Genomic DNA, 23806 nt, shown 5'->3' with positions numbered 1-23806 from the left:
TTCGTCGCTATCCGAATCACCATGGAAGGGAGAGGGTGAAACACGCATGACCCGCACGCAGAATGCCGAAGACGCAGCCGGAATGTACGAGGAAGAACGCACCAGATTAATTGATACGCTAGAGGAAGTCGAACGACAGCGCTCCGAAATCGGTCCCGTCTACCGGGGACAGGATTTCGTGGAGCAGCTGCTCGAGGGCAAACGCGAGGAAACCCGCCGGCGGCTGGAGCTGCTCGGGATGGAACCCTATTTCGGCAGGCTGGACTTCCGGGAGCAAGGGCATCCGGAGCCCGTCCCGCTCTATATCGGCAAACGCGGCATGGACCGCCGCGATACGGGCGAGCCCTTCATCATCGACTGGCGGGCGCCGGTCGCGAGCTTGTTCTATTCGTTCACCGGCGGCGACGAATCGGTCGCGTACGATGCTCCGGAAGGTACGGTGGAAGGAGAAGTCTACCGCAAAAGGAATCTGCAGGTCCGGGACCGGAGCTTGCAGCGGGTGGTCGAGAGTTATGTGCGCGGGGGAGAGAACCTCGGGCTGAGCGACGAATTCCTGCTCTACCGCCTCGGCGAGAAGAAGGACAACCGGCTGCGGGACATCGTCTCCACCATCCAGGCCGAGCAGGACCGAATCATCCGCGCTCCCCGGAAGCTGGCGATGATCATCCAGGGAGCCGCCGGATCGGGCAAAACGACGGTTGCCCTGCACCGCTTGGCATTCCTGCTGTACCGGTACCAGGACCAGGTGAAGGCGGAGAGGATGATCATTTTCGCCCCGAACGCCATGTTCCTGGATTACATCTCGGGGGTGCTGCCCGAGCTCGGCGTCGGCAGCGTGCGCCAGACTACATTCGCGGATTGGGCGCTTGGCAAGCTGGGCAACGTCCGGCTGGCCGAAACGGCCGGCGAAGGCGCGCTGTGGTTCCAAGCCCGCGGTAACCGTCCCGCCATCGACGACCGGACACCGGGCCGGATCAAAGGGTCGCTGCGCTATAAAGACTGGATCGACGCCGAGCTCGACCGTTTCGAGGCGGGCTTCCTCACGGACCAGGATTTCGAGGCGTGGGACAGCCGCAAGCTGCCCGCCGCCGCGATCCGGGAATGGTTCGACGTCGAATACCGGCATTACCCGCTGGCGATGAGGCGGGAGCGGCTGCTCGGACGGATGAACCGGTGGCTGGAGATGCAGCTGAAGGAGATCGGCGATCCCAAAGTCCGCAAGGAACGGGCCAAAACCGGCAAACAGCGGCTCAAAGCCTTCGAGAAGAAACTGCCGCAGGCGGACGCCTTGGCCTTCTACCGGGCCTTGTTCGAGAGGCAGGCCGATTTCCTGCCGGAAGACCTCGCCACCCGAACCAAAGCGTACCTGAAGAAAGGCGCCGCGATGCCGGAGGACCTCCCCGCGCTCGTCTGGATTCACCTTCGGTTCCGCGGTTCCGAAGAGACGTTCGACCACGTCGTGCTCGACGAGGCGCAGGACGTGCCGCCGTTCCAGATCGCCCTGCTGAATGCGATGATGGCCGAGCCTTCCTTCACGATCCTCGGCGATTTGGCGCAGGGCATCCACGCCTACCGCGGCATCAAGCGCTGGGAAGAGCTGTCCGCGGTGTTCCCGGCCGACCGGAACGCCTATCACGAGCTGCGGATGAGCTATCGCTCCACGCTCGAAATCATCGAGTTCGCGAACCGGATCCTTCCGCACACGGACACGTCTCTGCCGCCTGCACAGCCCGTGTTCCGGAGCGGCGATCCCGTGGAAGTTGCAGCGGCGGCAAGCGCGGAAGACCGGATTCGGCGCATCTCTGCCTTCATCCATGAGAATCGGGCCCGCGGCATGCAGACGATCGCCGTCATCGCCAGGACGGACGACAACTGCCGGGAGCTTGCGTCCATCCTTGCGAACGCCGGAACGGATGCCCGGCTGATCGCCGAAGGACAGACACGGTATGGCGGCGGCGTGACGATCGTGCCCGTCTATCTGGCCAAGGGTCTTGAATTCGACGCCGTGCTCATCGCAGACGCGGATGCCGCGAGCTACGCGGACGATCCGCAAGACGCCAAGCTGCTGTACGTCGCTTGCACGAGGGCTCTCCACCGGCTGGCGCTGCTCTACGAGGGAATGCCGTCGCCCCTCGTCGCCCAACCTTAGCGGCCGGCGCTTCCAGCGCTTCCGCAAACGCCCGGCATGGCGATCGCGCGCCGGGCGTTTGCGCCAACTGAACGGAGAGGAGCGGCAGGAGCACATAGGCGACCACGACGCTCGGCTTGCAGAGCCGACAGATCCGTCCGGACCGGGTGAGGAGGAGTAAACCGGTAAACCGGCGAGCAGCAGAGATAAGCAACGCATTGCACGCCGTCGCCCCGGCTTCCAGGGTACAAACCCCGAATAACGCGAAGCTATCCATGAAAGTCGGTCAACATGTCCAATCACCGCGACCCTCAGCCCTCGCCCGAACAGGCAGCCCTCGCCCGTTCCGGGTCCCCGTTCTCCTCTCTTTCCTCCCGCCGCACCCCCGCCCTCCCCTTCCCTTCTGCCCATTTTCCTCGAATCCTTGCTGATTACCATATTTTCAATAACTTATATCTATCATCCATATAGCAAAGAAATATTAAAATCTATAAACAATAGTGATACACTAGATAAGGTTATCATTGAACCGGATAAGTTGCATGGCCAGGTCGGACCCTGGCTTGCCGCAGCGACTGAGCAGGAGCGCCTGCATCCTTGCTGCAAATCTTAGGGCATAAGGACGGTAAAAATGAGCAACGGACAAACGAAAACAGACGTTATCTTAATCGGTGCCGGAATCATGAGCGCGACACTGGGATCACTGCTGAAAGAATTAGCGCCGGACTGGGACATCACGGTGTTCGAGAGACGCTCGGCCGCGGGAGAGGAAAGCTCCAACGAATGGAATAATGCGGGAACGGGGCATTCTTCGCTGTGCGAGCTGAACTACACCGTCGAAAAACCGGACGGATCGATAGATATCAGCAAAGCGATCAAGGTAAACGAAGAGTTTCAGGTTTCCAAGCAGTTCTGGTCTTATCTCGTGGGCAGCAACCTGATCCGCAATCCGAGGGACTTCATCGTGCCGGTGCCTCATATGAGTTTCGTTCAAGGGGAGCAAGACGTAACGTTCTTGAGGAAACGTTTTGAAGCGCTGTCGGGCAACCCTCTGTTCCATGGGATGGAGTTTACGGACGAGCCGGGAAAACTGATGGAATGGATTCCGCTTATGATGAAAAACCGGTCGTTGGATCATCCGATCGCGGCGACAAGAATCGAATCCGGAACGGACGTCAACTTCGGCGCTTTAACGCGAATGTTGTTTGCCCATCTGCAGAGTCACAACGTGGATATCAAATTCAACCATCAAGTCGAGGATATCAAACGGACGAGCGACGGCTCGTGGGAGCTCGAGGTGCGGAACGCCGTCAGCGGCGCCCTCGAACGGCATTCCGCGAAATTCGTCTTTATCGGCGGCGGGGGAGGCAGCCTGCATTTGCTGCAAAAATCCGGTATCCCCGAAGGCAAAGGGATCGGAGGATTTCCGGTAAGCGGACTGTTCATGGTGTGCCGGAAACCGGAAATCGTCGCGCAGCATCAAGCGAAAGTATACGGCAAAGCGCCGGTCGGCGCTCCTCCGATGTCCGTTCCGCATCTTGACACAAGAGTGATCGACAAGAAAGAATCGCTGCTTTTCGGACCGTTTGCCGGCTTCTCGCCGAAATTCCTGAAATTCGGTTCCATGTTCGATTTGATCACGTCCGTCAAGCCGCATAATCTCGTCACGATGCTTGCGGCGGGAGTAAAGAACATTCCGCTGACGACTTACCTGATCAAACAAGTGATGCTGTCGAAAGAAAAGCGCATGGAGGCGTTACGCGAATTCATCCCGAACGCCAGAAGCGAGGACTGGGATTTGCTCGTAGCCGGCCAGCGCGTGCAAATCATCAAGGATACGGCCGCCGGCAAAGGAACGCTTCAATTCGGAACGGAAGTGATCAGCGCCGCCGACGGTTCGATCGCCGCCCTGCTCGGCGCTTCTCCGGGCGCTTCCACCGCTGTTTCCGTCATGCTTGAGGTCATCGAAAAGTGCTTCCCGCAGCATCTCGAAGCGTGGGAGCCGAAAATCAAAGAAATGATTCCTTCTTATGGCGCGTCCCTGCTCAAAAACCCGGAGCTGATCCGCGAAATTCACGCGCAGGCCGCGCGGACGCTCGGCCTAGGCGACAACATGCCGCTGCAGACAGCACACAGAACCGTATCCTAATCACGCAGTTAGATCGGAGAACCGTTCCCATACGTTCGCAAGCCCCTTGACCCTCCCGTAAGACAAGCAGAAATAATCTTCGGACAGCCGTCATATACATGTCCGTAGATGCTTGTCAACGGGAGGGTTATCCGTTATGCCGAAGCGCCGCACGCTACGCCTGCTTCTGTTCTCCCTGGCCGCCGCCGCCCTCGTGCTCTCGATCCGGTTCGGGTTCGCGGACGCGCTCGAAACGCAATACGCCTGGCCGGCTTCCGCACGGGCAGCGGCACCGGGCCCTGCCGCGGCCGTGCCCAAGGCCCCGCAACCGGAGGCGGCGCCTCTGCAGCCGAAGCCGATCGTCCTCAGCCAGCGCGTGACCGAATACCATATTTCCGTCGTCTTGGAGCCGGACGACACGCTGACCGGTCAACAGACGGTCACTTGGAAGAATCCCGGGCGCCAAGCCGTCACGGACCTCTATTTCCACCTCTATCCGAACGCCTTCTCTCCGGGCAGCACATTCCTCAAGGAATCCGGCGGCAAGCTGCGGAGCGACAAGATGGAGCCGGGCGCATACGGCTCGATGGAGCTCTCTTCGCTGACGACGGAGCAAGGAGAGACGCTTCTGCCCCGCCTGCATTACGTTCAGCCCGACGACGGCAACAAGCAGGACCGGACGCTGGCCACCTTGCGCCTTCCGGAGGCGGTCAAGCCCGGCGGCTCGGTGACGCTCAAAATGAGCTTCAAGGTCAAGCTCCCGCGCGTCTTTGCCCGCATGGGGACGGCCGGCGATTTCGTCATGGCGGGCCAATGGTTTCCCAAAGTCGCGGTGTACGAAACGATCGGCATGCGCGGCAGAACGGCGGAAGGCTGGAACCTCCACCAATACCACGGCAACTCGGAGTTCTATTCGGACTTCGGCATTTACAGCGTGCGCATCGACGTCCCGGAAACTTACACCGTCGCGGCAACCGGTTTCCAGACGAAACCGGCAGCCGTGTCCAAGGGGCGCAAAATCTATCAATACTACGCCGACGACGTGCACGACTTCGGTTGGGCCGCCTCGCCGCATTTCGTCTATTACGAGGATTCCCTCTCCGCGCCCGGCATCCCCGGGGTCCGGATCCGGCTCTATCTCGACCCGCTTCACAAAGACCTGAGGGACCGGTACATGCATGCGGCCAAATCTTCTCTGACCAAGCTGGCGGCGTGGTACGGGGAATATCCTTACTCCACCTTGTCCGTGGTGATCCCCCCCGCAGACGGGAACGGAGCCGGCGGCATGGAGTATCCCACGCTCGTGACGGGAGCGGCGGCCAAAGACGCAAGCCCGGGCTACGATCTCGAACGGACCGTCGTCCATGAAATCGCGCACCAATACTGGTACGGCATGGTGGCCTCCAACGAGTTTGAGGAAGCCTGGCTGGACGAAGGCTTCACGTCCTATTCGGAAGACAAGTTGATGTCGGCGATCTACGGGGTTTCGCCGAATACGCCCGTGGAAGCGAGCTACCTGACGGCTCCCGAGCCTCTGTATCGTTATTCCTGGCATTACGGCAGCCATGACGGCTACGCGGATAACGTCTACCTCCGGGCGAAACTGGTGCTGACCGCCCTGGAGCGGCAGGTCGGGGACAAGACGATGAACAAGATCATGCGCGCCTACTTCCAGAAATACCGGTTCAAGCATCCATCCACGGGAGAGTTCCAGAAGGTCGTCGAGAGCGTGACGAAGGCCAAATGGGACGACTTCTTCGCCGCATACGTGTACCGGGGCGAGATGGCGGACTTCTCCATCGAGTCGATCGACTCCCATAAGAACGACCAAGGCGGTTACCGGACCTTGATTCTGCTCAAGCGGAACGGAGGAAGTCCGCAGGCGGTCACCCTCCTGTTCGGTTACGCGGACGGCAGCACGGTGCGCAAGCGGTGGGACGGAACCCAGACCCACGTCCAGCTGCAGCTCGATTCTGCTTCTCCTCTGACCTACGCGGCCGTGGACCCCGGCGTGGCGGTCGTCCTGGACAACCGGCGCTACAATAACTTCCTCAAGGCGGAGGTGCCCTCCAAAGACCGGGTCAAATGGACGGCGGGCATCGCCCAGGCGCTGGAAAGCTTCTTCAGCACATTCGCATGGTGAGGGGGGCAATCCGTGAAAAAGATGCTTGGCAGGGGATGGGACATGACGGTCCGGCATAAGTATGTAGGGATTCTCTTATTTCTTTATCGCTTTCTGTGGGGCTTCTTCCTGTTCCGTCTCGTCGATTCCGTCGTTACGCCCGTTCTGGCGCGGTATCCCGACCTCCATCCGAATGCGGACGCCGTCCCGCTGTTCTTCATCGAAGCGGAGTTCCGGCTGCTTCGGACCGATCTGCTCGACCCTCTGTTGTGGCTGCTCGCGGGTTTGCTGCTTTTCCGGATGGTGATCACGCCCCTTATCAATGCCGGCCTTTATTTCTCTTTCCACCACACGGAGGAGGAGAAAGGCAGCGGCACCCGGGTACTGGCCGGCATCCGTCATGCCTGGAAACCCGTCGTCCTGCTGTACTGGCTGGAGAACGCGCTTGTGCTGCTTCCCGCGGTCTGGGTGCTTCCCCTGGCCAGGGAACGGTTCTACAGCCTCGGCTCGCCCGACCGCTGGCTCCTCGACCTGCTTCCTTACGCGGCCGCCTGGCTGGTCTGGGGATTCGCCGTGCACCTGCTGCTCCGGTGCCTGCAGTTCGGCGCCGCCAGCCGGGAAGGCATCGGCAAGGGGTTCAAGCAAGCTTGGGACCGGGCGCTGCCTCTATTGGCCGTCTCGCTGGCGATGGCCGGAATCGGGCTCGCCGCTTCCGCCGCCGTGTCGTCCGTCACCGTCATCTGGTCGGGTTTTATCGCCGTCGTGCTGCACCAGGCTTTCCATTTCATACGTTCTCTGCTTTCCCTCTGGACCGCAGCCTCCCAATTCGCCGTCTGGAGGGAAAGATGAGGACGCATGTCCCGGTCGCCCTTTTCGACATGATCCACTCCGGGAATCCCCGTTCGCAGGCTCGTTCGGAGCCTGTGGACGGGGCTTGCGCGTTTTATCGGGCCCTTGAAAATCACCCTGCGGAAGGAGGCCGCAAGGCATTCCGGGAGGCAAAGATTAAGGAATTCTAATCCAAAAGGAGCAGGAAGTCCGCCGCAAAAAGCGAATATGTAGGGCTGTGTGCAAAAATTGCCGAATTCCCGCGCACCGGGAAACGGGGGAACCATATCGGGTGAATTGGCTTCGCAATATAGGAGCCATAGGGAACCTTCAACCGAACCCTCCAGCTAACCTCGTAGGCATCGGAAGGGGACACCCAGCTTTGCGTAAAGTCTCTGTTTTGCTGCTTTCTCTTGCTTTTTTGCTTGCTTTCCAAGTCGGAAGCGCTTTTGCGGATTCGAAACTGGACGACACCATCGCCAAGGTGATGGGCGTCGACTACGACTACGGCGGAACGACCACGAGCGGATTCGACTGTTCCGGTTTTACGGGATACGTGTTCAAGAAACTCGGAATCGAACTTCCCCGGAGCTCGAAGGAGCAGTTTGCCCGCGGCAAAAAAGTGGCTCGCGACGACCTTCGCGCGGGCGACCTGGTATTCTTCAACACGAGCGGAAGCGGCGTATCGCACGTAGGCATCTATGTCGGGGAGGGCAAATTCGCCCACGCCTCCGTCACCAGGGGAGTAACCATCGACTCCCTGTCTGCAGAGTATTATGCGAAACGTTACATGGGAGCCCGCCGCGTGATGGATACCGATACCTACCAGGAAGTCGCCACGGATCCGGAAGTTGCCGCCGAAGCGGACGCTTCCGAGGCCGGATGACTTTGTGGATGGAAATGAAAAATGGCTGTCGCCTTCCAATGGATGGCGACAGCCATTTTTCATTTCCTCCCGGTCCGCGCGCTTAATCGAACAAGTCCCCGAATACGTCGAGCACGCTTTTCTTCTTTTTATGGTATTTCGGGTGTCCTTGCGGATGGCTTCCGTAGTAAGGCTGGTGGGACTGGTGGGTTTGCTGCGGGTACGGCGGAGGCGACTGCGGCGCTCTCTGCGGCTGGCCGTGACGGTTCGAGTCGCCGTAATACCATTCGTTGTACTCCTGCCGGATTTCCCGGACGTCCGACATGAGCTTCTCCAGCTCGCCGCGGTCCAGCCATACGCCTTTGCAGGACGGGCAGACATCGATCAGGATCCCGTTTTTCTCGACCTCTCTCATCCGGGTGTCGTCGCATACCGGACAATTCATCATTACCCTACCTCCTCGGATTCATCTTTCCCTCGTTGCATACGCACGAAACCGAAAGTGGTTTCATTCGGGCAAGCCCGACTCTATCGCGGATTCGCCGATGTTCGGTAATGTTCCGCCAAGCTCTCCGCCACTTCGGCCATTCGCTCCTGCAGCAAGGGCGGCTCCTCGACCCGGATCGCCCTGCCATAGGGCAGCAGGAAGTACGGAACCATGACCTTGACCGTCTGCTCCTGCAGGCGGAATCGGGCCTCCTCGTCACCGGTCCGCTCCAGCAGCCCGTGTCCGAACAGCCAGTGATCGCACAAGTCGTTCAAGGCTTCCCTCCGGCCGCGAATGACGACGTCCACGAGCGCCTCCGGTTTCTCGGGATCCGGAAGCAAATTCTGCAGCAGGAACCGGCGCGCGGAGAAGTCCGCCGGTCTCGTGAATCCCGCTTCCGCAGGCGACAAGGCGCGGATCCGATCGACGCGGAAGCTCCTCATTTCCCCGCGCACATGGCAATACCCCACCGTGTACCATTTGCCCTTCCAATGCACGAGTCCGTACGGATCCAATTCTCTGTTTACGGCCGTTTGATCTCGTCCGGTCTGGTACTCCATGACCACCGTCCGCCCGTCCGCCACTGCCTGCTCCAGCATCCGCAGGAACGGCTCCTGCCTCGGATCGGCAGGGGCGTGCACGACTTCGAAGCCGGACAGGTGCCGGTTGACTTCGTCCCACTGCTCTTCATTGGCGTACCGCTGCAGCTTCGTGACGGCCCGGTTCAGCGCGTCGCCGTACGGATACCCGGCTTCCTTGGCGAACAGGGCCGCGTGGGCGAGCGCCTTCTGCTCCTCCATATCGAAGAAAAGCGGGACGTTCCGAAAATGGTCGGGAAGCCGGTATCCGCCGTCATGCCCCGCTTCCGCTTCGATCGGCACGCCGCTGGCGCACAGACTGTCGATATAGCGGTACACGGTGCGGACGTGGATTTCGAGCGCTTCGGCGATTTCCCTAGCCGTCATGCGCCGCCTCGTTTTCAGCAGCCACAGAACCTGCAGCATGTTGTCGGCTTTGGACATCGGTTCCGGTCACCCGCCTCTTAAAAATTCCTTAAGTTTCTATAAATTTCCCTAAAATTACTAGGCACCGCCCGAATAATAAAAGATAATGAATCTGGTCGCCAATGACCAAGACATAGAGAAGGAGTGGGAATTTGAATCGGAAGCGTTGGACCCGCAACGTCCTCCCGATCGCGCTGGCGGCGAGTTTGCTCGCCGGATGCAGCATGGGAGCCGGCAACGCGGACAAGAGCTCGGAACCGGTTAGCCTGAAGGTGATGTTCTATGACGAGAGGTCCTTCTTCGACCAATACGGCATGCTGTTCTCGGCCCTCCATCCGGAGGTGGAGATCGAAGTCGTGAATACGCAGAGCGTGAAGTACGAAGAAGGCAAAGACATGAACGCGGCCATGCTCAAGTTCATCGACGAGCAGAAGCCGGACATCCTCATGCTCTCTCCGGAACAGTATACAAAAATGGCGGAAGAAGGAAAACTGCTGGAGCTGGAAACCCGTACCGAGGAGAAAAGCTTCGACAAGGCGGGCCTGTTGCCCGGCATGATCGATTACCTCAAGGACTTGAGCGGCGGCAAGCTGTACGGCCTCGTCCCCAGCTTCTACAGCCAGGTGATCTATTACAACAAAGACCTGTTCAACAAACACGGAGTCGAGCTGCCCAAGGATCAGATGAGCTGGGAAGAGCTATTCCGATTGGCGGCCATGTTCCCTACCGAAGGCTCGAAGGAAGATCGGGTATACGGTTTGAAAATGGGGTATAGCGGAACGGACATCTACCAGCTTGGCAACATGATCGGAGTGACGCAGAACCTGAACATCGTAGACTCCGGCGCCACGAAGGTCACCCTTAACACGGACGCTTGGCGGAAGGCGTTCGGCACGGCGTTAACCGCACTGAAATCGGGTTCGCTCTATACCGAAGATCCGAATCGCGGCATGAACGCTCCTATGCAATATGAAGATTTTCTGCTGCAGGATCCGTTTATTAGCGGCAAGGCCGCCATGTCGATGGATGGCACTTATTTGATGGATCAGATCAAACAAGCCCAGACCGCCGTCAAAGACAAGGCGATCAAGAATTGGGACATCGTGACGATGCCGGTCGACCCGGCGAATCCGGAAGTCAGCCCGAATATGTCTTTCTACAACATTTTCGCGATCTCCGCCAAATCGGCTCAAACCGATGCCGCATGGACGTTCTTATCCTACGTGCTGAGCGACGAGTACGCCCGCGTAACCTCCAAGCGGCAGCAAGGAAGCATGTCCGTGCGGACGAAATATTTGTCGGACAAGGAAGGGCATCATTACGAAGCCTTCTATAAGTTAAAACCGGTTCAGCCGGCTATGTACAAGAATTACGAGAAGCTGCCCCGTGAATTCATGATGCAGTTGCAAGGAATGGCCCAGCAGGAGCTGCAGCCGGTCGTTGACGACAAGAAGTCCCTGGAGGAGGCGCTGGGCAGCCTCGAGACCAAAGCCCAGGAAGCCTTGCTGCTGGCGAAGAAGAAGCAGGAGGAAACCAAAGGCGCCGAACCGTCGGCCTCGACCTCCGCGACCACCACGACAACGACGACCGGAGGGTAAGCATAACGGCCGATTCTCTCGCATGAAGCGAAGAATCGGCCGTTGTTCCCTGTACTGGAGATCCGCCGTCTCAAACGTCCCCGGACATCGGATCGTCCGGGACGAGGCTCCGGCCCTTCCCGTCCGACAGCCGGAACGTGACCCGGATCACGCCCGGAATCCCGCGCAGTTCATCCAGGATGCCGAGGTTTCTCTCCAGCACCGTGTTTTTCAACCGGAGGTGAAGCTGAATGGCCGGTTCTTCCTTCCCGTTCGGATCCGTCCCGGCCGACAGATTCGTGATCGTCGCCCCGACCGGGCCGACCTTCTCCATCACCGATTGGACGCTCCCGCTGGACTCCTTGAGCGTAAGGGTCAAATCGGCCATTCTCCTTTTGCTGTTGAACACCTTCTCGAGCTTATTCAGGACGAATAGACACACGAGCGACAGGAAGGCCGTGAGCAGCGCGCCGTAATAGAAGCCGGCCCCGACCGCGAGGCCGAGCGCCGCGACGACCCATAGCGACGCCGCCGTCGTCAGGCCCGAGATCGAGTTGCCTGTCCGGAGGATCGTACCCGCCCCCAGAAATCCGATGCCGCTGATGACTTGCGCCGCCAGCCTCGCGGGATCCGAGCGGACGTTCGGCTCGTTCATGAACGAGCTGAAGCCGTAGATGGACAGCAGCATGACGAGCGCCGACCCGAGGCAGACGAGAATGTGCGTGCGGAACCCGGCCGAGTGATGTCCGAATTCCCGCTCCAGGCCGATCAAACCTCCGACCACGAGCGCGAACAGGATGCGCAGGGTCAATTCCCAATGACTGATTTGCCATATAGCGGGATTGGCCATCCTCTAGAACCCTCCCTCTCTACGCCTCTTCCTGCATTGCCAAAGGGACGCTGATTCTCCGCCGTTTCTCGAAATAGACGATTTCCCGGTAGCCCGTATTCCAGGCCAGCCTGGCGGCTTCGTCCAGCATCGTGCCGATGTCGTCCGGAAAATGGGAATCCGAGCTTAGCGTGATCGGGACATTGTGCGCATACAGCCTGGCCAGCAAGGACGGACTGGGGCACATTTCCTTGACCGGGTACCGGTACGCCAGGCCCGTATTAATTTCGGACGCCACGTCCGCCGCCCGGAGCGCCGCCGCGACATCGTCGTACAAGTCCATCATCAGCTTTTCGTCCGGCCGGTAATTGAATACCTTCAAATTGTCCAAATGGGCGATCATATCGAAAATGCCGGATCGGGCCGCCTGTTTCACATGCTCGAAACCGCGGCGGTACAGCTCCAGCAGGTCTCTCTGTTCGAATATATGCTGGACCTCCGGGTTATCGAAGCCCCATCCGTCCACGAAATGCACGCTTCCGATTACGTAGTCCAACTCGTAACGGCTAAGCAACGCCTTGAGCTCCGCCTCTCCGCCCGGGAAGAAATCGGCCTCCACGCCGACGGAAACCGGATAGCCTTTCTGCTGCAACCTCCGAACCGCCGTCAAATATAACTCGATCGAGCCGATCTGGACCCGGTCGAGCCAATAACGCTGCAGACGGCCCAATGGGCTGTCGTCCGTGGTGATGTATTTGTCGTAGTATTCGCGGAATTCTTCGAAACGATAGAGGTGATCGACGATACCGAACCGCTCGATGCCCCGTTTGCGCCCCTCCCGCATGTAACGCTCCATCCACCGGTCGGAGAAACAACCTTCCGCCAAGCGGGTTTGCAGACGTTTCGTCTGCTCCTCCATCCAGGAAAGCGTATGGCTCTCATAGGGATTCGGGGCTTCATCCGGCGCTTTCTCGAGCGCCAGCGCCGTCCGCTGCAGCCATCCGAAGGAATACGGCCCCTCCTCCAGATGGAAATGAAAATCGACCTTCACCGCGATTCCTCTCCTTCCGCGATCCATAACCGGATGTTTTGCTCGGCCATCTCCCGTCTCCACGCGTCGTCAAGGCCCGCGTCCGTCACCATCGTATAGACGTCGTCCAGGGAACAGACGCTGGCGAACGTCGAGTTGCCGAATTTCGAGGAATCCGCCAAAAAAACCGTTTCGTCGGCACGCTCCATCATTTTCCGGGAAATATTCGCCTCCGACAGCTCGTAGTCCGTAATGCCGTCCGTCAGCGAGACGCCTCCCGCGGAAATGAACGCCTTGTTCACCCGCAATCGGCTCAGAACCAACTCCGCGAGAGGACCTTCCGTCGATTGCTGCCGTTTGTTCACTTCCCCGCCGACGAAGATGACTTTGCCCGGGAAAGCCTCCAACGCCAGCAACAGCGCCGGCGTCGAATGGGTAATGATCGTGACGTTCGAACGCCCGGTCAAGTGCCGGATGACTTCCAGCGTCGTCGTGCCGTTGCCGAGCATCACGGTATCGCCTTCCTTCACCATGGACGCCGCGAATTTCCCGATGGCCGCTTTCTCGTCGGCATGGAGCAGCCGTTTCTCGTCGAACGGAAGCTCCAGCGAGTCCGCGCGGACCCGCACGGCGCCTCCGTACACTTTCTTCAACCGGCCTTCGCCGTCCAGCCGCTCCAAGTCCCGCCGGATCGTCTCGGTCGATACCCCGAATTCCTCCGCGAGAACGGGGACCTCTACCCGTCCTTCCATGCTCAGGCGCTCCAGGATTCTCCGCTTCCGTTTCTCGAATGACAAGGACATCGGTCAGGAGCTCCTTAAGATGAGGGTTGAATGCTTTTCCACTCCCCGCGGGGAATGGACAGACGTACGGCGGTTCCGGCGCGCAAATGGTCGATCGATTGCCCGCTCAGCATATCCACGGTGACCGGAAGCCCGGTCACGTCCACTTCGAACCGCAGCACGTTGCCCAGAACGGAAACGATGGATACCGTACCCTCGGCCGTGATTTCGTTCGCCTCATCCTCCGCCCCGGATACGGCCATGCGGATCGCCTCCGGCCGGACGGCAAACATATTGCCCTGGTCGGGAATGCCGCGGATCGGACGACCTTGCAGCTGGCTGCGGCTCCAGACGTTGTAGTTGCCGATGAACCGGGCGACGTACTCGCTGGCCGGCGACGTGTAGATTTCGTTCGGAGTGCCCGCTTGCTCGATTTCCCCCTGCTTCATGACGAAAATGCGGTCGGATACCGTCAGCGCTTCCTCCTGGTCATGCGTGACGAAGATCGTGGTCATGCCCAGCCGCCGCTGAATGTGCCGGATTTCGCCGCGCAGCGTACGACGGATTTTCGCGTCCAGCGCGCTAAGGGGCTCATCGAGCAACAGAACCGTCGGCTTCTTGACGAGCGAACGGGCGAGCGCCACCCGCTGCTGCTGTCCGCCGGACAGCTGGCTCGGGTAGCGGTCTTCCTTGCCCTTCAGGTCGATGAGGTTCAGCATCTCCTCGACCAACGGCCTAATGCCGTCCTTCCGCAAACCCTCCATTTTCAATCCAAATGCAATATTATCAAATACGGTCATATTAGGAAATAGCGCATACGATTGAAAGACCATGCCTACGTTGCGTTTCTTGGGAGGCATATGCGTGATGTCCTTGCCGCCGACTTCGATCTTGCCTTCATCGATCGGATTCAAGCCGGCTATCGCCCGCAGGAGCGTGCTTTTGCCGCATCCGCTCGGTCCGAGCAGCGTGATGAATTCGCCTTCTTCGATCGACAGGGACACGTTGTTCAATACCCGGGTATGATTATAGCTTTTGGAGACGCCTTGAATGCGGACGAAGCTCAAACCGTTTCCTCCTTCCCTTGAACGGACGGCGTTCCCGCCCGCGGCTTGCGATTGCCGATTTTGAGCACGAAGGCGTACAGGACCAGAACGAGCGCGAAAAAAGTCACGATCGTGGCGCTGGAGAGCCGGCCGTCGACGCCCATCATGTGGTACAGGTACACTTGAACGACTTCGAAGCTGCCTCCGACGAGCATGTTGGCCAGCACGAACTCTCCGAACACGATGGAAAAGGAGAGCAGACTGGCGACGATGACTCCCGGCATGATGTTAGGCAGGATAACCCGGATGAACGCTGCGGTTTTGCTCGCCCCCAGCACCTCCGCCGCCTCCATCAGCTCGGCCGCGTTAACGGCCCGCAGCGAATTTCTCGTGCTCTGGTAGACATACGGCAGCACGAGGATGAAATAAGCGCCGATCAGGATCCAGATCGTGCCCGAGATGGCGAAGGGCGGCGCAGAGTACAGCTTGATCAGCCCCACCGCGGCCACGACGCCGGGCAGCGCGAAGGGAACCAGCACGACCGTCTGCAGCCATTTCTCCAACCGGGGCACATACAGCGCGACGACGAAAACGGTTGGGACCATGATCAGGAGCGAAAAGGCGACGGTCATCGACGCCACCAGGAAGGAACGGCCGAGGGCGTATAGAAACCGCTCGTCGCCGAACAAACGGATGTACGAATCGAACGTATAGCCCTGCGGCAGAATCGTGTCTTCCCATTCCGTGCTGATCGAGAACAGGAACGTGACCAACAGGGGCAGCAGCAGGAAAACGAGAACGGCCGCGGCGACGGCGGCGTGCCAAATCCGGCTGCCCGCAGGTCTTCTCTCGTTAACGGGAGTCATGGGACAGCCCCCTCCTCGCGAGACGCAGCATTTTTTCGTTAATGAACAAGGCGATGGCCAGGATGACGAACAGAATCACCGCGAGCGCGCTGCCCAGCTCCACTCTCGGGAATACGTCTCCCGACACCAGGCCGCCGATTTTAATCGGGAGCAGGTTGAAGTTGGACGTCACGAGGGCGTAGGCTGTCGCGTAAGCTCCCATCGCATTGGCGAACAGCACGCTGAACGTGCCGACGAGTCCCGGCAGCAGGACCGGCACCCCGATTCTCAGCCAGAACTGCACCGTTCCCGCGCCGAGCAGCGATGCGGCCTCTCTCCACTCCTGACGGATGGCGAAGAGAGACGGGTAAATCAGCAGAATGCCTACCGGGATCTGGAAGTAAATATAGACCCAGGCAAGCCCTTTCCACGAATACAGGTCGAACGCGAGGAAGGACAGGCCCAGCTGCTTGAAGAGCAGCGTAAGCATGCCGTTCGTCCCGAATAGGATGATAAAGCCGAAGGCCAAAGGCACTCCGGCGAAATTGGTCATCATATTGGACAGGCTCAGCATCCGGTCCCGCGTTTTCGGGGAGAACGTCGTGAAAGAATAAGCCGCGAAGGCCGCCGCGACGAGTCCGACGAAAGCCGAAACGAGCGACAGCAGCACGCTGTTCCGGATCGCCCCCGTATAGAGCGGATGCGTCAGTCCTTTGACATACTGGCCAAGGGTAAACCCTTGGCCGCCTTCGTTCTGGAAGCTGGAGACGAGCATCAGGATGCCCGGCAGCAGCAGAAACGCGAACAGCCACAGGAAAAACGGGAGCAGCAGAAGCAGAAGCGTTACTTGATGGCGACTTGAACTTCTTCCTGCCATTTGGCGCCAAGCCCCTTTACGGTGTCTTCCCATACTTTGAAGTCCTTGATCGGCTTCGTGTTCTTGTATTGATCCTGCGGGATCAGCTTCGCTTCGACGTCCGCCGGAAGCTTCACGCTGGAACGGATCGGACGGGCGTATCCTTTGGCGAGGTTGATTTGGCCCTCATCGCTGAAAATGTAAGCCCGCGCGAGCTTGGCGGCGTTCGGATGGGGCGCCCACTTGTTGATGATCGTCGCATATCCGCTGATGACGCTGCCGTCGGACGGAATGTTCACTTCGTATTTGTCTTTGCCGAATTGGTCGCGGTAACCGAGCGCGTTGAAATCCCACAGCAGCGCTACCGCGATTTCGCCTTTCTGGATGTTGGCGGGCGACACGTCCACTTTGCCGATGATGTCCTTCTCGGCCAGCTTCTTGAAGTAATCGATGCCCGGCTGGATGTTGCCTTCGTCGCCACCGTGCGCGAGCGCCGCGGCCAGAACGGCATGCTGCGCTTGCGACGCCTTCGTCACGTCGCCGACCGATACCTTGTACTTGCCTGCGGCGTTCTCCAGATCCGCCCAGCTCTTCGGGCACTCCTGCACCAGGTCTTTGTTGCAGAAGAAGCTGATGCTGCCCGTGTAAGCGACCATCCAATGGCCGTCCTTGTCCTTCGCCCAATCCGGCACTTCATCCCAATATTGCGTTTTGTACGGCTGCGTTACGCCCTTCTGCACGGCGAGCGGCCCGAACGCGATCCCGACGTCGCCGATATCCGCCGTGGGCTTGTTCTTCTCCGCTTCGAACTTGGCGATTTCCTCGGCGCTGCTCATGTCCGTGTCGGTATGCTTAATCTGGTACTTGGTATTCAATTGGTCCCATGTGTCTTTCCAGTTGGCCCAGGTGTCCGGCATGCCGACGCTGACGACTTGGCCTTCTTGCTGGGCGGGAGCCACCAGCTCTTCGAGCGTCGGAACCGCAGCGGATGCCGCTTCCTGGCTGCCTCCTTCCGACTTGTTGCCGCATGCGGCGACCGTCAGAGCGAGCACGGCCAACCACGCGATCAGAACGAGCTTTTTCCTTTTCCCCCAACGCAATGCCTTCAACATTCCACATCCTCCTCCATGTTTGGAAACCTGTATCTATATCCATCCCGGTCGGTCGATGCCGACGGGTTTGGAGTCTCGTTGGTATCGGCTGCGTGCACAGTTGCGCCTGCCGATTCGGATCCGGGTCCAAGCGCGATGATGTTGATTGTTGTTGTTTTATAAAACTACAAACGCTTCCATTGGAGATATTCGTGCTGTTTCGTGGGCATGAATGGGGAATGACCAACCTTTGATGTGGTTTTATTTTGTATTATGTTTGTTATCCCGAATCGAGAATAGTTTTGATTGATTGTTAAAAGAAGGTTTAATGGCGCGTGGGAGAGGAGATGATCCGCGCGGATGACAGCCGCGGCGGTAGTGCGCATGAATTGCGAAGAGACCGTACTGTCGGGAACTGCCCGCCATACGGCCCTTAATCGGATGCGATGCTTCTTGCGAATATGGCGTAATCCGGGACGGGGATCCTGCCCCATATTTCTCGATCAGCCACTCGCCGTTCTGCTTCACGAAAAGCAACCGGTAGGCGTAAATAACGTTCCACGAACGCTGTAGTGACTTCTGGAAGCGTTATTTGGGCTGAAATGCCTAGTTCGAGCGCTGTAGTGACCTCCGGAGACGTTATTCTGCGAAATCCCCAACTACGAACGCTGTAGTGACTTCCGGAGACGTTATTTCTGCGAAATCCCCAACTACGAACGCTGTAGTGACTTCCGGAGACGTTATTCCTGCGAAATCCCCAACTACGAACGCTGCAGTGACCTCCGGAGACGTTATTCCTGCGAAATCCCCAACTACGAACGCTGTAGTGACTTCCGGAGACGTTATTGAGGCTGAAACGCCGAGTTCGGGCGCTGCAGTGACCTCTGGAGACGTTATTTCTGCGAAATCCCCAACTACGAACGCTGTAGTGACCTCCGGAGACGTAATTGAATCTGAATTGCCAAGTTCGAGCGATGAAGTGTCTTCCGGGGTCGTTAATTTGGGCTAAATGGCTTCCCGCAAGGAGCTCTCGTCGTATTACGCTAGCGTTTTTATTTTTCATGTTTAACTCTTGCTGACATAACGTTGTCAGGGTTGCTTGGCTATCCTTAAGGCAGGTGAGAAAAACCACACGGAAAGGATTTGAAAGCATGCAAGCAGCTCAAAGCAAGAGCGGAATGGTTGTGGCCGGCCTCCTGCTGGCCATCCTGATGGCGTCGATGGACAATACGATCGTGGCGACCGCCATGGGGACGATCGTGGGCGAACTCGGAGGACTGGACAAATTCGTCTGGGTAACCTCCGCGTATATGGTCGCCGAGATGGCGGGAATGCCGATTTTCGGCAAGCTGTCGGATATGTACGGACGCAAGCGCTTCTTCGTTTTCGGCATGATCATGTTCATGCTGGGCTCGGCGCTCTGCGGAACCGCGGGCTCGATCATCGAGCTCAGCATCTACCGCGCGATCCAAGGGATCGGCGGCGGCGCGCTCGTCCCGATCGCTTTCACGATCATGTTCGACGCCGTCCCGCCGGAGAAACGGGGCAAACTGATGGGCCTATTCGGCGCCGTATTCGGCATGTCGAGCATCTTCGGCCCCCTTCTTGGCGCCTATCTGACCGATTACATCAAGTGGCAGTGGATTTTCTACATCAATTTGCCGCTCGGGCTGATCGCGTTCTTGCTCGTCGCATCCGCCTACAAGGAGTCGCTCGAGCATTCCAAGCAGCGAATCGATTGGGCCGGAGCGAGCACGCTGGTCGGCGCGGTCGTGTGCCTGATGTTCGCGATGGAGCTGGGCGGCAAATTCTATGCCTGGGGCTCGCCGCAAATTCTCGGATTGTTCGCCGGATTCGCGATCCTCGCCGTGTTGTTCGTGATTGCCGAAACGCGGGCCGAGGAACCGATCATCGCCTTCCGTATGTTCCGCAACCGCTTGTACGCTTCCAGCAACGCGGTCGCGATCTTAAGCGGAGCCGCGTTCATCGCGGCATCGGTATACATCCCGATCTTCATCCAGGGCGTTCTCGGCGGCTCCGCTACGAATTCGGGCTTCGTCCTGCTGCCGATGATGCTCGGCACGGTCGTTACTGCGACCGGAGGAGGTTTCGTCATGAGCCGCATGTCCTATCGCTCCATCATGATCTCGACGCTGATCCTGCTGGTCGCCGGCCTTGGCTTGCTGACCACGTTAACGCCCGATTCGTCGCGTCTCGTCGTCACGCTCTACATGATTCTGGTCGGCCTCGGCATCGGCGCATCTTTCTCGGTTTTGGCCAACGCTGCAACCCACTCCCTGTCGATACGGGAACGGGGAGCCGGCATGGCGACCCTCAACTTCCTCCGGTCGATGGGCATGACGCTGGGCATCACGGTTTTCGGCATCCTTCAGAGCCATTCCATGACGCGCAAGCTGACCGAGTCGTTCATGGGCGGAGACCTGCCTCAGAACCTGGATTTCAGCGATCCGCACGTTCTGCTGGCTCCGGCGACCCGCGCCCAAATCCCGGAAGGGACGTTACACACGATCACAGGGGGATTATCTTCCTCGATCGCCGATACATTTGCCTGGGGGATCATTCCGGCCATTCTGGCGGTGGCAGCAGCCTTCCTCATGAGCCGGGAGAAAATGGACCCCAAAGCCGAGTCTGAAAAATACGCGGCAGCCCATTAAACTTTATTGACAAGAAAGAGGGCGGCTTCCCGATCGGGAAGCTCGCCCTCTTTCGGTACATATATTGAAAAATCACGTGATCGTGCCGATTTACATGGCCGTCAGTCCGCCGTCACCAGAATGCCCGTGCCCGTCATGGCGCTCGATTCCTCTGAGGCCGGAAATACGTCAACGTTGGCAATTACGACAGGTTGAATCGTTCTGCCGATCGGATGGATGTCAGCGATCATCTTCACAATCTCGTTCCGATCGGCAGCATGGTGAGGAGTCCGAAGATGACCAAATCCTTCGATGTCAACGTTCTCTTTAATTCCTGCGCGTACCCTGTCTCCGCTTGCGGTCTGGTCGATTGTGTCGGGCTTGTTTGCAAATAAAGCCACCGCCTTCATCGATGGGTAGAATTTTTGTAACGTACTATTTGAGTCAAGTAAAATAACATCAAAACATTGTAGTAAACAACAATTCCCGTGTAAACAACATGATTTGATATAAAATGAGACTTTACCAGGGCGTTGACGGCGAAGAACGGAATGCACGCGGCCGGCGTCCATCAGGCCATCTGTTATAAAGGAGAACGAGAGCGGATGACTTTTCAACTTCGCCCGATGACGGAAAACGATGCCCGCCGCATCTGCGAATGGCGGTATCCGGCGCCCTATGAACGGTACAACTGGCCCGACTGGGAACGGATGATCCGGGAAGGACGGGAATTCGCGGATCCCGATATCCGCTCTTCGCAATATAGGTCAGTCTACCGCGGCGCGAACGAATTCGCCGCCTATATTCAACTGTTTCCCCTGGACCGTGCGATCCGGATCGGGCTCGGCTTGCGGCCGGACTTATGCGGTGCCGGGCTCGGCGCGGAAGTGGTCCGGCTGGCCGTAAGGGAGGCGATACGCAGACGGCCGGAGGCCGAAATCGATCTTGAAGTGGAAACCTGGAACCTGCGGGCCATCAAGGCCTATGAGAAGGCGGGATTCGCGGCGGAAGACGAATACGGGAAGCCGGCGGCCGTGGGAATCGTTCAGGTACTGTGCATGGTGTGGCGGCCGCCCGTCCAGCCACCTGCTAGGGGAACCGTGGAATAACCAAGCGGCGAGGCACATACATCTGTAGGGAACATCCAAGATTCGGCGGCATTTCACTTTATGGTTTGGCGATTTTCACCGCATGACAAACCTTGAAGGAGGCTGGGACCGAATGAAGGCATTGCACGTCATCGCCCTGATTCTCGTGATTCTCGGGGGATTGAACTGGTTATCGGTCGGTCTGTTCGAGTATGACGTGGTCAGCGAAACCTTCGGCGGGGCCACGGAGGTCGGCTCGAAAATCGTCTACATTATCGTCGGCGTGGCTTCGATCTGGGCGCTCTCGTTCTTCGGGAAAGTCACCCGGAACGACTGAGATCCCATCGAAAAAGCAAAACCGACTTCGCCGCCCTCCGCGCATGTTTCGATGTGCGTTCCCTTAGGAAACGCTGCAAGACGGAGATCGTCGGTTGATCCGGACCATCGGATAAAGAAAAGCCGTTCCGATCGGAGCCCGAGGCGTTCCTGCCCCGGGCTCCGGTTCGTTAAGTGGCCGCCGCGGCGCCGAACTGCGCCGAGCTGAGCCTGGCATACACGCCGCCGGCCGCGATCAACTCCTCGTGGCGCCCCTCCTCCGCGATCCCGTCCTCCGTCACGACGACGATCCGGTCCGCATGGCGGATTGTCGCCAGCCGGTGGGCGATGATGAGCGTCGTGCGGTTCTTCGACAGCTGCTCTAGGGCCTGCTGGATCATGGACTCAGTCTCCGTATCGAGCGCCGACGTCGCTTCGTCGAGGATCAGGATCGGCGGGTTTTTGAGGAAAATCCTCGCAATGGACAAGCGCTGGCGCTGACCGCCGGACAGCTTCAGCCCCCGCTCGCCGATGAACGTATCCAAACCGTCCGGAAGCGACCGCAAGAGAGATTCGAGATGAGCCCGCCGCGCCGCCTCCCAAACTTCCTCCTCCGTCGCGTCCAACCGACCGTACAGGATATTTTCGCGAATCGTCCCATTAAACAGGAACACATCCTGCTGAACGATGCCGATCTGGTTGCGGAGCGACAGCTGGGTCATCCGCCGGATGTCGATGCCGTCGATCGTCACTTGCCCCGCATCGATTTCGTAAAACCGGGGAATCAGGCTGCACAGCGTGGATTTGCCCGCTCCGGAAGGCCCGACGAGCGCGACCGTTTCGCCGGCCCGGATGTCGAGGTTGATGTCCTTGAGCACGTGGGTGTGATTCTCATAGCCGAAGGTAACGTTTCGAAGCGAGATGTCGCCCTTCAGGCGTTTCACTTCGATGGCGTCCGGCGCGTCCTTGACGTCCGGCTCGGTGTCCATCAGCTCGCAGAATCGGCGGAAACCTGCCATTCCTTTCGGATACATTTCCAACAGCGCGTTGATCTTCTCGATCGGCCTCAGGAAAATGTTGACGTACAGCAGGAAGCCGACCAGCTCTCCGTAGGACAGCTTGCCCTTGTAAGCGAACCAAGCTCCGCAGATCAGCACCAGGAGGGAGATGAACCGCGTCAGCATGTAGATTCCCGAGGCGCTGAAGGAAATCGTCAAATACGACCTCAGCTTGGCGGCGCGGAACGCCCGGTTGTTCGTTTCGAACCGCTTGCGTTCGAACGATTCGTTGCCGAACGATTTGACGACGCGGATGCCGGAGATGCTGTCTTCGATGCGGGCGTTCACGTCGGCGATTTTCTCGAACATTTGGGTCGCGGCCTTGTTCAGCTTCGCGTTGAAGAAGACGATCAGCCAAGCCAGGATCGGCACCGCCACCAGCGTGATCAGCGACAGCTCCCAGTTCACCATGAACATGATGCCGAAGGCGCCCGCGAACGTCATGAGCGCGATGAACAGGTCCTCGGGCCCGTGGTGGGCCATCTCGCCGAGGTCGAACAGGTCGTTCGTCATCCGCGACATGATTTGCCCGGTTTTCGTATTGTCGAAAAACCGAAAGGAGAGCTTCTGCACGTGGTGGAACAACTGCTTGCGCATGTCGGTCTCGATATTGATGCCGAGCATGTGGCCCCAATAGTTCACGACGAACTGCAGCCCCATGCTGAGGAGGTACATGGCCAGCAGCCCCGCGCAAGCCCAAGCGATGGCGGACCAGTCGCCTTCGGGCAACAGGTTGTCGATCGTCCACTGGACCGCCACGGGGAAGCCGAGCTCCAGCAGGGCAACGATGACGGCGCACGTGAAATCAAGCGTGAACAAGCGGGAATAGGGACGGTAATAGGATAGAAAACGGCGGATCAAAACGGATCACTCCAAACGATGGCGGCAGTAGGGACGGCGGCGCGTTTCAGGCGAAGAAGGCGTCCGGATCGGCGGGTTGCGTGTCGGCAGGCGGCTTGTGTCTCGGTCGGCGGGTTGCGTGTCGGCAGGCGGCTTGTGTCTCGGTCGGCGGGTTGCGTGTCGCCGGCGGCTTGTGTCTCGGTCGGCGGGTTGCGTGTCGGCAGGCGGCTTGT

General features: G+C 58.9%; 20 protein-coding genes and 1 riboswitch. Of the genes, 9 read left to right on the top strand and 11 right to left on the bottom strand.

Features of this window, described 5'->3' with window-relative positions; all coding sequences use genetic code 11:
- The first annotated feature begins 46 nt into the window (after positions 1–46).
- The 5 genes from GE107_RS21970 to GE107_RS21950 all read left to right on the top strand — a co-directional run bounded on the left by GE107_RS21970 (position 47) and on the right by GE107_RS21950 (position 8092).
- On the top strand, positions 47–2149 hold the full coding sequence (locus tag GE107_RS21970; RefSeq protein ID WP_219643067.1) for a HelD family protein: 2103 nt from the start codon (positions 47–49) through the stop codon (positions 2147–2149).
- 610 nt (positions 2150–2759) lie between these two features.
- A complete protein-coding gene (locus GE107_RS21965; RefSeq protein ID WP_219643064.1) occupies positions 2760–4277 on the top strand; it encodes a malate:quinone oxidoreductase in 1518 nt (505 codons plus the stop codon).
- 136 nt (positions 4278–4413) lie between these two features.
- Positions 4414–6399 carry a M1 family metallopeptidase gene (locus tag GE107_RS21960; RefSeq protein ID WP_219643062.1) on the top strand — a complete coding sequence of 662 codons (1986 nt, stop codon included), beginning with the start codon at positions 4414–4416 and terminating at the stop codon, positions 6397–6399.
- A 12-nt stretch (positions 6400–6411) separates the two neighbouring features.
- Positions 6412–7227, top strand: a complete 816-nt coding sequence (locus GE107_RS21955; protein ID WP_219643060.1) for a hypothetical protein — start codon at positions 6412–6414, stop codon at positions 7225–7227.
- Positions 7228–7446: 219 nt separating this feature from the next.
- Positions 7447–7583: riboswitch (cyclic di-AMP (ydaO/yuaA leader) on the top strand.
- A 5-nt stretch (positions 7584–7588) separates the two neighbouring features.
- On the top strand, positions 7589–8092 hold the full coding sequence (locus tag GE107_RS21950) for a C40 family peptidase (RefSeq protein WP_219643057.1): 504 nt from the start codon (positions 7589–7591) through the stop codon (positions 8090–8092).
- 82 nt (positions 8093–8174) lie between these two features.
- Here the strand turns inward: GE107_RS21950 and GE107_RS21945 are convergent, their stop codons facing one another.
- Together GE107_RS21945 and GE107_RS21940 are read right to left on the bottom strand one after the other, a co-directional pair.
- A complete protein-coding gene (locus GE107_RS21945) occupies positions 8175–8516 on the bottom strand; it encodes a TFIIB-type zinc ribbon-containing protein (RefSeq protein ID WP_219643187.1) in 342 nt (113 codons plus the stop codon).
- Positions 8517–8599: 83 nt separating this feature from the next.
- A complete protein-coding gene (locus tag GE107_RS21940; protein WP_219643053.1) occupies positions 8600–9580 on the bottom strand; it encodes a helix-turn-helix transcriptional regulator in 981 nt (326 codons plus the stop codon).
- Between the two features lie 134 nt (positions 9581–9714).
- Here GE107_RS21940 and GE107_RS21935 point away from each other — a divergent pair, with 134 nt between their 5' ends.
- Complete coding sequence (locus tag GE107_RS21935) at positions 9715–11160, top strand: ABC transporter substrate-binding protein (protein WP_219643051.1); 1446 nt, start codon at positions 9715–9717, stop codon at positions 11158–11160.
- Positions 11161–11230: 70 nt separating this feature from the next.
- Here GE107_RS21935 and GE107_RS21930 read toward each other — a convergent pair whose 3' ends face one another.
- Genes GE107_RS21930 through GE107_RS21900 form a run of 7 tightly spaced genes read right to left on the bottom strand, consistent with a single transcriptional unit; the run spans position 11231 to position 17639 of the window.
- A complete protein-coding gene (locus GE107_RS21930; RefSeq protein ID WP_219643048.1) occupies positions 11231–11989 on the bottom strand; it encodes an MgtC/SapB family protein in 759 nt (252 codons plus the stop codon).
- A gap of 19 nt (positions 11990–12008) precedes the next feature.
- On the bottom strand, positions 12009–13019 hold the full coding sequence (locus GE107_RS21925) for a histidinol-phosphatase HisJ family protein (protein WP_219643045.1): 1011 nt from the start codon (positions 13017–13019) through the stop codon (positions 12009–12011).
- Positions 13016–13801 carry a DeoR/GlpR family DNA-binding transcription regulator gene (locus GE107_RS21920; protein ID WP_219643041.1) on the bottom strand — a complete coding sequence of 262 codons (786 nt, stop codon included), beginning with the start codon at positions 13799–13801 and terminating at the stop codon, positions 13016–13018. The genes GE107_RS21925 and GE107_RS21920 overlap by 4 nt, the downstream gene beginning before the upstream one ends.
- 14 nt (positions 13802–13815) lie before the next feature.
- Complete coding sequence (locus tag GE107_RS21915) at positions 13816–14847, bottom strand: ABC transporter ATP-binding protein (RefSeq protein WP_219643038.1); 1032 nt, start codon at positions 14845–14847, stop codon at positions 13816–13818.
- Complete coding sequence (locus GE107_RS21910; RefSeq protein ID WP_219643036.1) at positions 14844–15692, bottom strand: ABC transporter permease; 849 nt, start codon at positions 15690–15692, stop codon at positions 14844–14846. Before GE107_RS21910 ends, GE107_RS21915 begins: the two co-directional genes overlap by 4 nt.
- Positions 15679–16548 carry an ABC transporter permease gene (locus GE107_RS21905; RefSeq protein WP_219643032.1) on the bottom strand — a complete coding sequence of 290 codons (870 nt, stop codon included), beginning with the start codon at positions 16546–16548 and terminating at the stop codon, positions 15679–15681. Before GE107_RS21905 ends, GE107_RS21910 begins: the two co-directional genes overlap by 14 nt.
- Positions 16515–17639: an ABC transporter substrate-binding protein gene (locus GE107_RS21900; RefSeq protein ID WP_219643018.1), complete on the bottom strand. Its 1125-nt coding sequence runs from the start codon at positions 17637–17639 to the stop codon at positions 16515–16517. The genes GE107_RS21905 and GE107_RS21900 overlap by 34 nt, the downstream gene beginning before the upstream one ends.
- A gap of 1130 nt (positions 17640–18769) precedes the next feature.
- Here GE107_RS21900 and GE107_RS21895 point away from each other — a divergent pair.
- Positions 18770–20293, top strand: coding sequence for an MDR family MFS transporter (locus tag GE107_RS21895; protein WP_219643016.1), 1524 nt, complete (start codon positions 18770–18772; stop codon positions 20291–20293).
- Positions 20294–20394: 101 nt separating this feature from the next.
- Here the strand turns inward: GE107_RS21895 and GE107_RS26780 are convergent, their stop codons facing one another.
- Complete coding sequence (locus tag GE107_RS26780) at positions 20395–20523, bottom strand: hypothetical protein (protein ID WP_255570743.1); 129 nt, start codon at positions 20521–20523, stop codon at positions 20395–20397.
- A gap of 354 nt (positions 20524–20877) precedes the next feature.
- Here GE107_RS26780 and GE107_RS21890 point away from each other — a divergent pair, with 354 nt between their 5' ends.
- Both GE107_RS21890 and GE107_RS21885 read left to right on the top strand, forming a co-directional pair.
- The gene (locus GE107_RS21890; protein WP_219643014.1) at positions 20878–21381 is read left to right on the top strand and encodes a GNAT family N-acetyltransferase; all 504 of its coding nucleotides are present in this window, start codon (positions 20878–20880) and stop codon (positions 21379–21381) included.
- A gap of 112 nt (positions 21382–21493) precedes the next feature.
- Complete coding sequence (locus GE107_RS21885; protein WP_219643012.1) at positions 21494–21697, top strand: DUF378 domain-containing protein; 204 nt, start codon at positions 21494–21496, stop codon at positions 21695–21697.
- Between the two features lie 169 nt (positions 21698–21866).
- On the opposite strand, the gene GE107_RS21880 is transcribed toward GE107_RS21885, so the two are convergent.
- On the bottom strand, positions 21867–23594 hold the full coding sequence (locus GE107_RS21880) for an ABC transporter ATP-binding protein (RefSeq protein WP_219643011.1): 1728 nt from the start codon (positions 23592–23594) through the stop codon (positions 21867–21869).
- Positions 23595–23806 lie beyond the last annotated feature (212 nt).

Source organism: Cohnella sp. CFH 77786 (genome assembly GCF_019400745.1).
GTDB lineage: Bacteria > Bacillota > Bacilli > Paenibacillales > Paenibacillaceae > Cohnella.
This window is presented reverse-complemented; position numbering and strand designations above follow the sequence as displayed.

Excerpts from the sequence above, each read along its gene's own strand:
- GE107_RS21930 (WP_219643048.1), bottom strand. The coding sequence starts at position 11,989 with ATGGCCAATCCCGCTATATGGCAAATCAGTCATTGGGAATTGACCCTG.
- GE107_RS21945 (WP_219643187.1), bottom strand. The coding sequence starts at position 8,516 with ATGAATTGTCCGGTATGCGACGACACCCGGATGAGAGAGGTCGAGAAA.
- GE107_RS21900 (WP_219643018.1), bottom strand. The coding sequence starts at position 17,639 with ATGTTGAAGGCATTGCGTTGGGGGAAAAGGAAAAAGCTCGTTCTGATC.
- GE107_RS21910 (WP_219643036.1), bottom strand. The coding sequence starts at position 15,692 with ATGACTCCCGTTAACGAGAGAAGACCTGCGGGCAGCCGGATTTGGCAC.
- GE107_RS21965 (WP_219643064.1), top strand. The coding sequence starts at position 2,760 with ATGAGCAACGGACAAACGAAAACAGACGTTATCTTAATCGGTGCCGGA.
- GE107_RS21940 (WP_219643053.1), bottom strand. The coding sequence starts at position 9,580 with ATGTCCAAAGCCGACAACATGCTGCAGGTTCTGTGGCTGCTGAAAACG.
- GE107_RS21920 (WP_219643041.1), bottom strand. The coding sequence starts at position 13,801 with ATGTCCTTGTCATTCGAGAAACGGAAGCGGAGAATCCTGGAGCGCCTG.
- GE107_RS26780 (WP_255570743.1), bottom strand. The coding sequence starts at position 20,523 with ATGATCGCTGACATCCATCCGATCGGCAGAACGATTCAACCTGTCGTA.
- GE107_RS21970 (WP_219643067.1), top strand. The coding sequence starts at position 47 with ATGACCCGCACGCAGAATGCCGAAGACGCAGCCGGAATGTACGAGGAA.
- GE107_RS21905 (WP_219643032.1), bottom strand. The coding sequence starts at position 16,548 with ATGGCAGGAAGAAGTTCAAGTCGCCATCAAGTAACGCTTCTGCTTCTG.
- GE107_RS21960 (WP_219643062.1), top strand. The coding sequence starts at position 4,414 with ATGCCGAAGCGCCGCACGCTACGCCTGCTTCTGTTCTCCCTGGCCGCC.
- GE107_RS21890 (WP_219643014.1), top strand. The coding sequence starts at position 20,878 with ATGACTTTTCAACTTCGCCCGATGACGGAAAACGATGCCCGCCGCATC.
- GE107_RS21895 (WP_219643016.1), top strand. The coding sequence starts at position 18,770 with ATGCAAGCAGCTCAAAGCAAGAGCGGAATGGTTGTGGCCGGCCTCCTG.
- GE107_RS21885 (WP_219643012.1), top strand. The coding sequence starts at position 21,494 with ATGAAGGCATTGCACGTCATCGCCCTGATTCTCGTGATTCTCGGGGGA.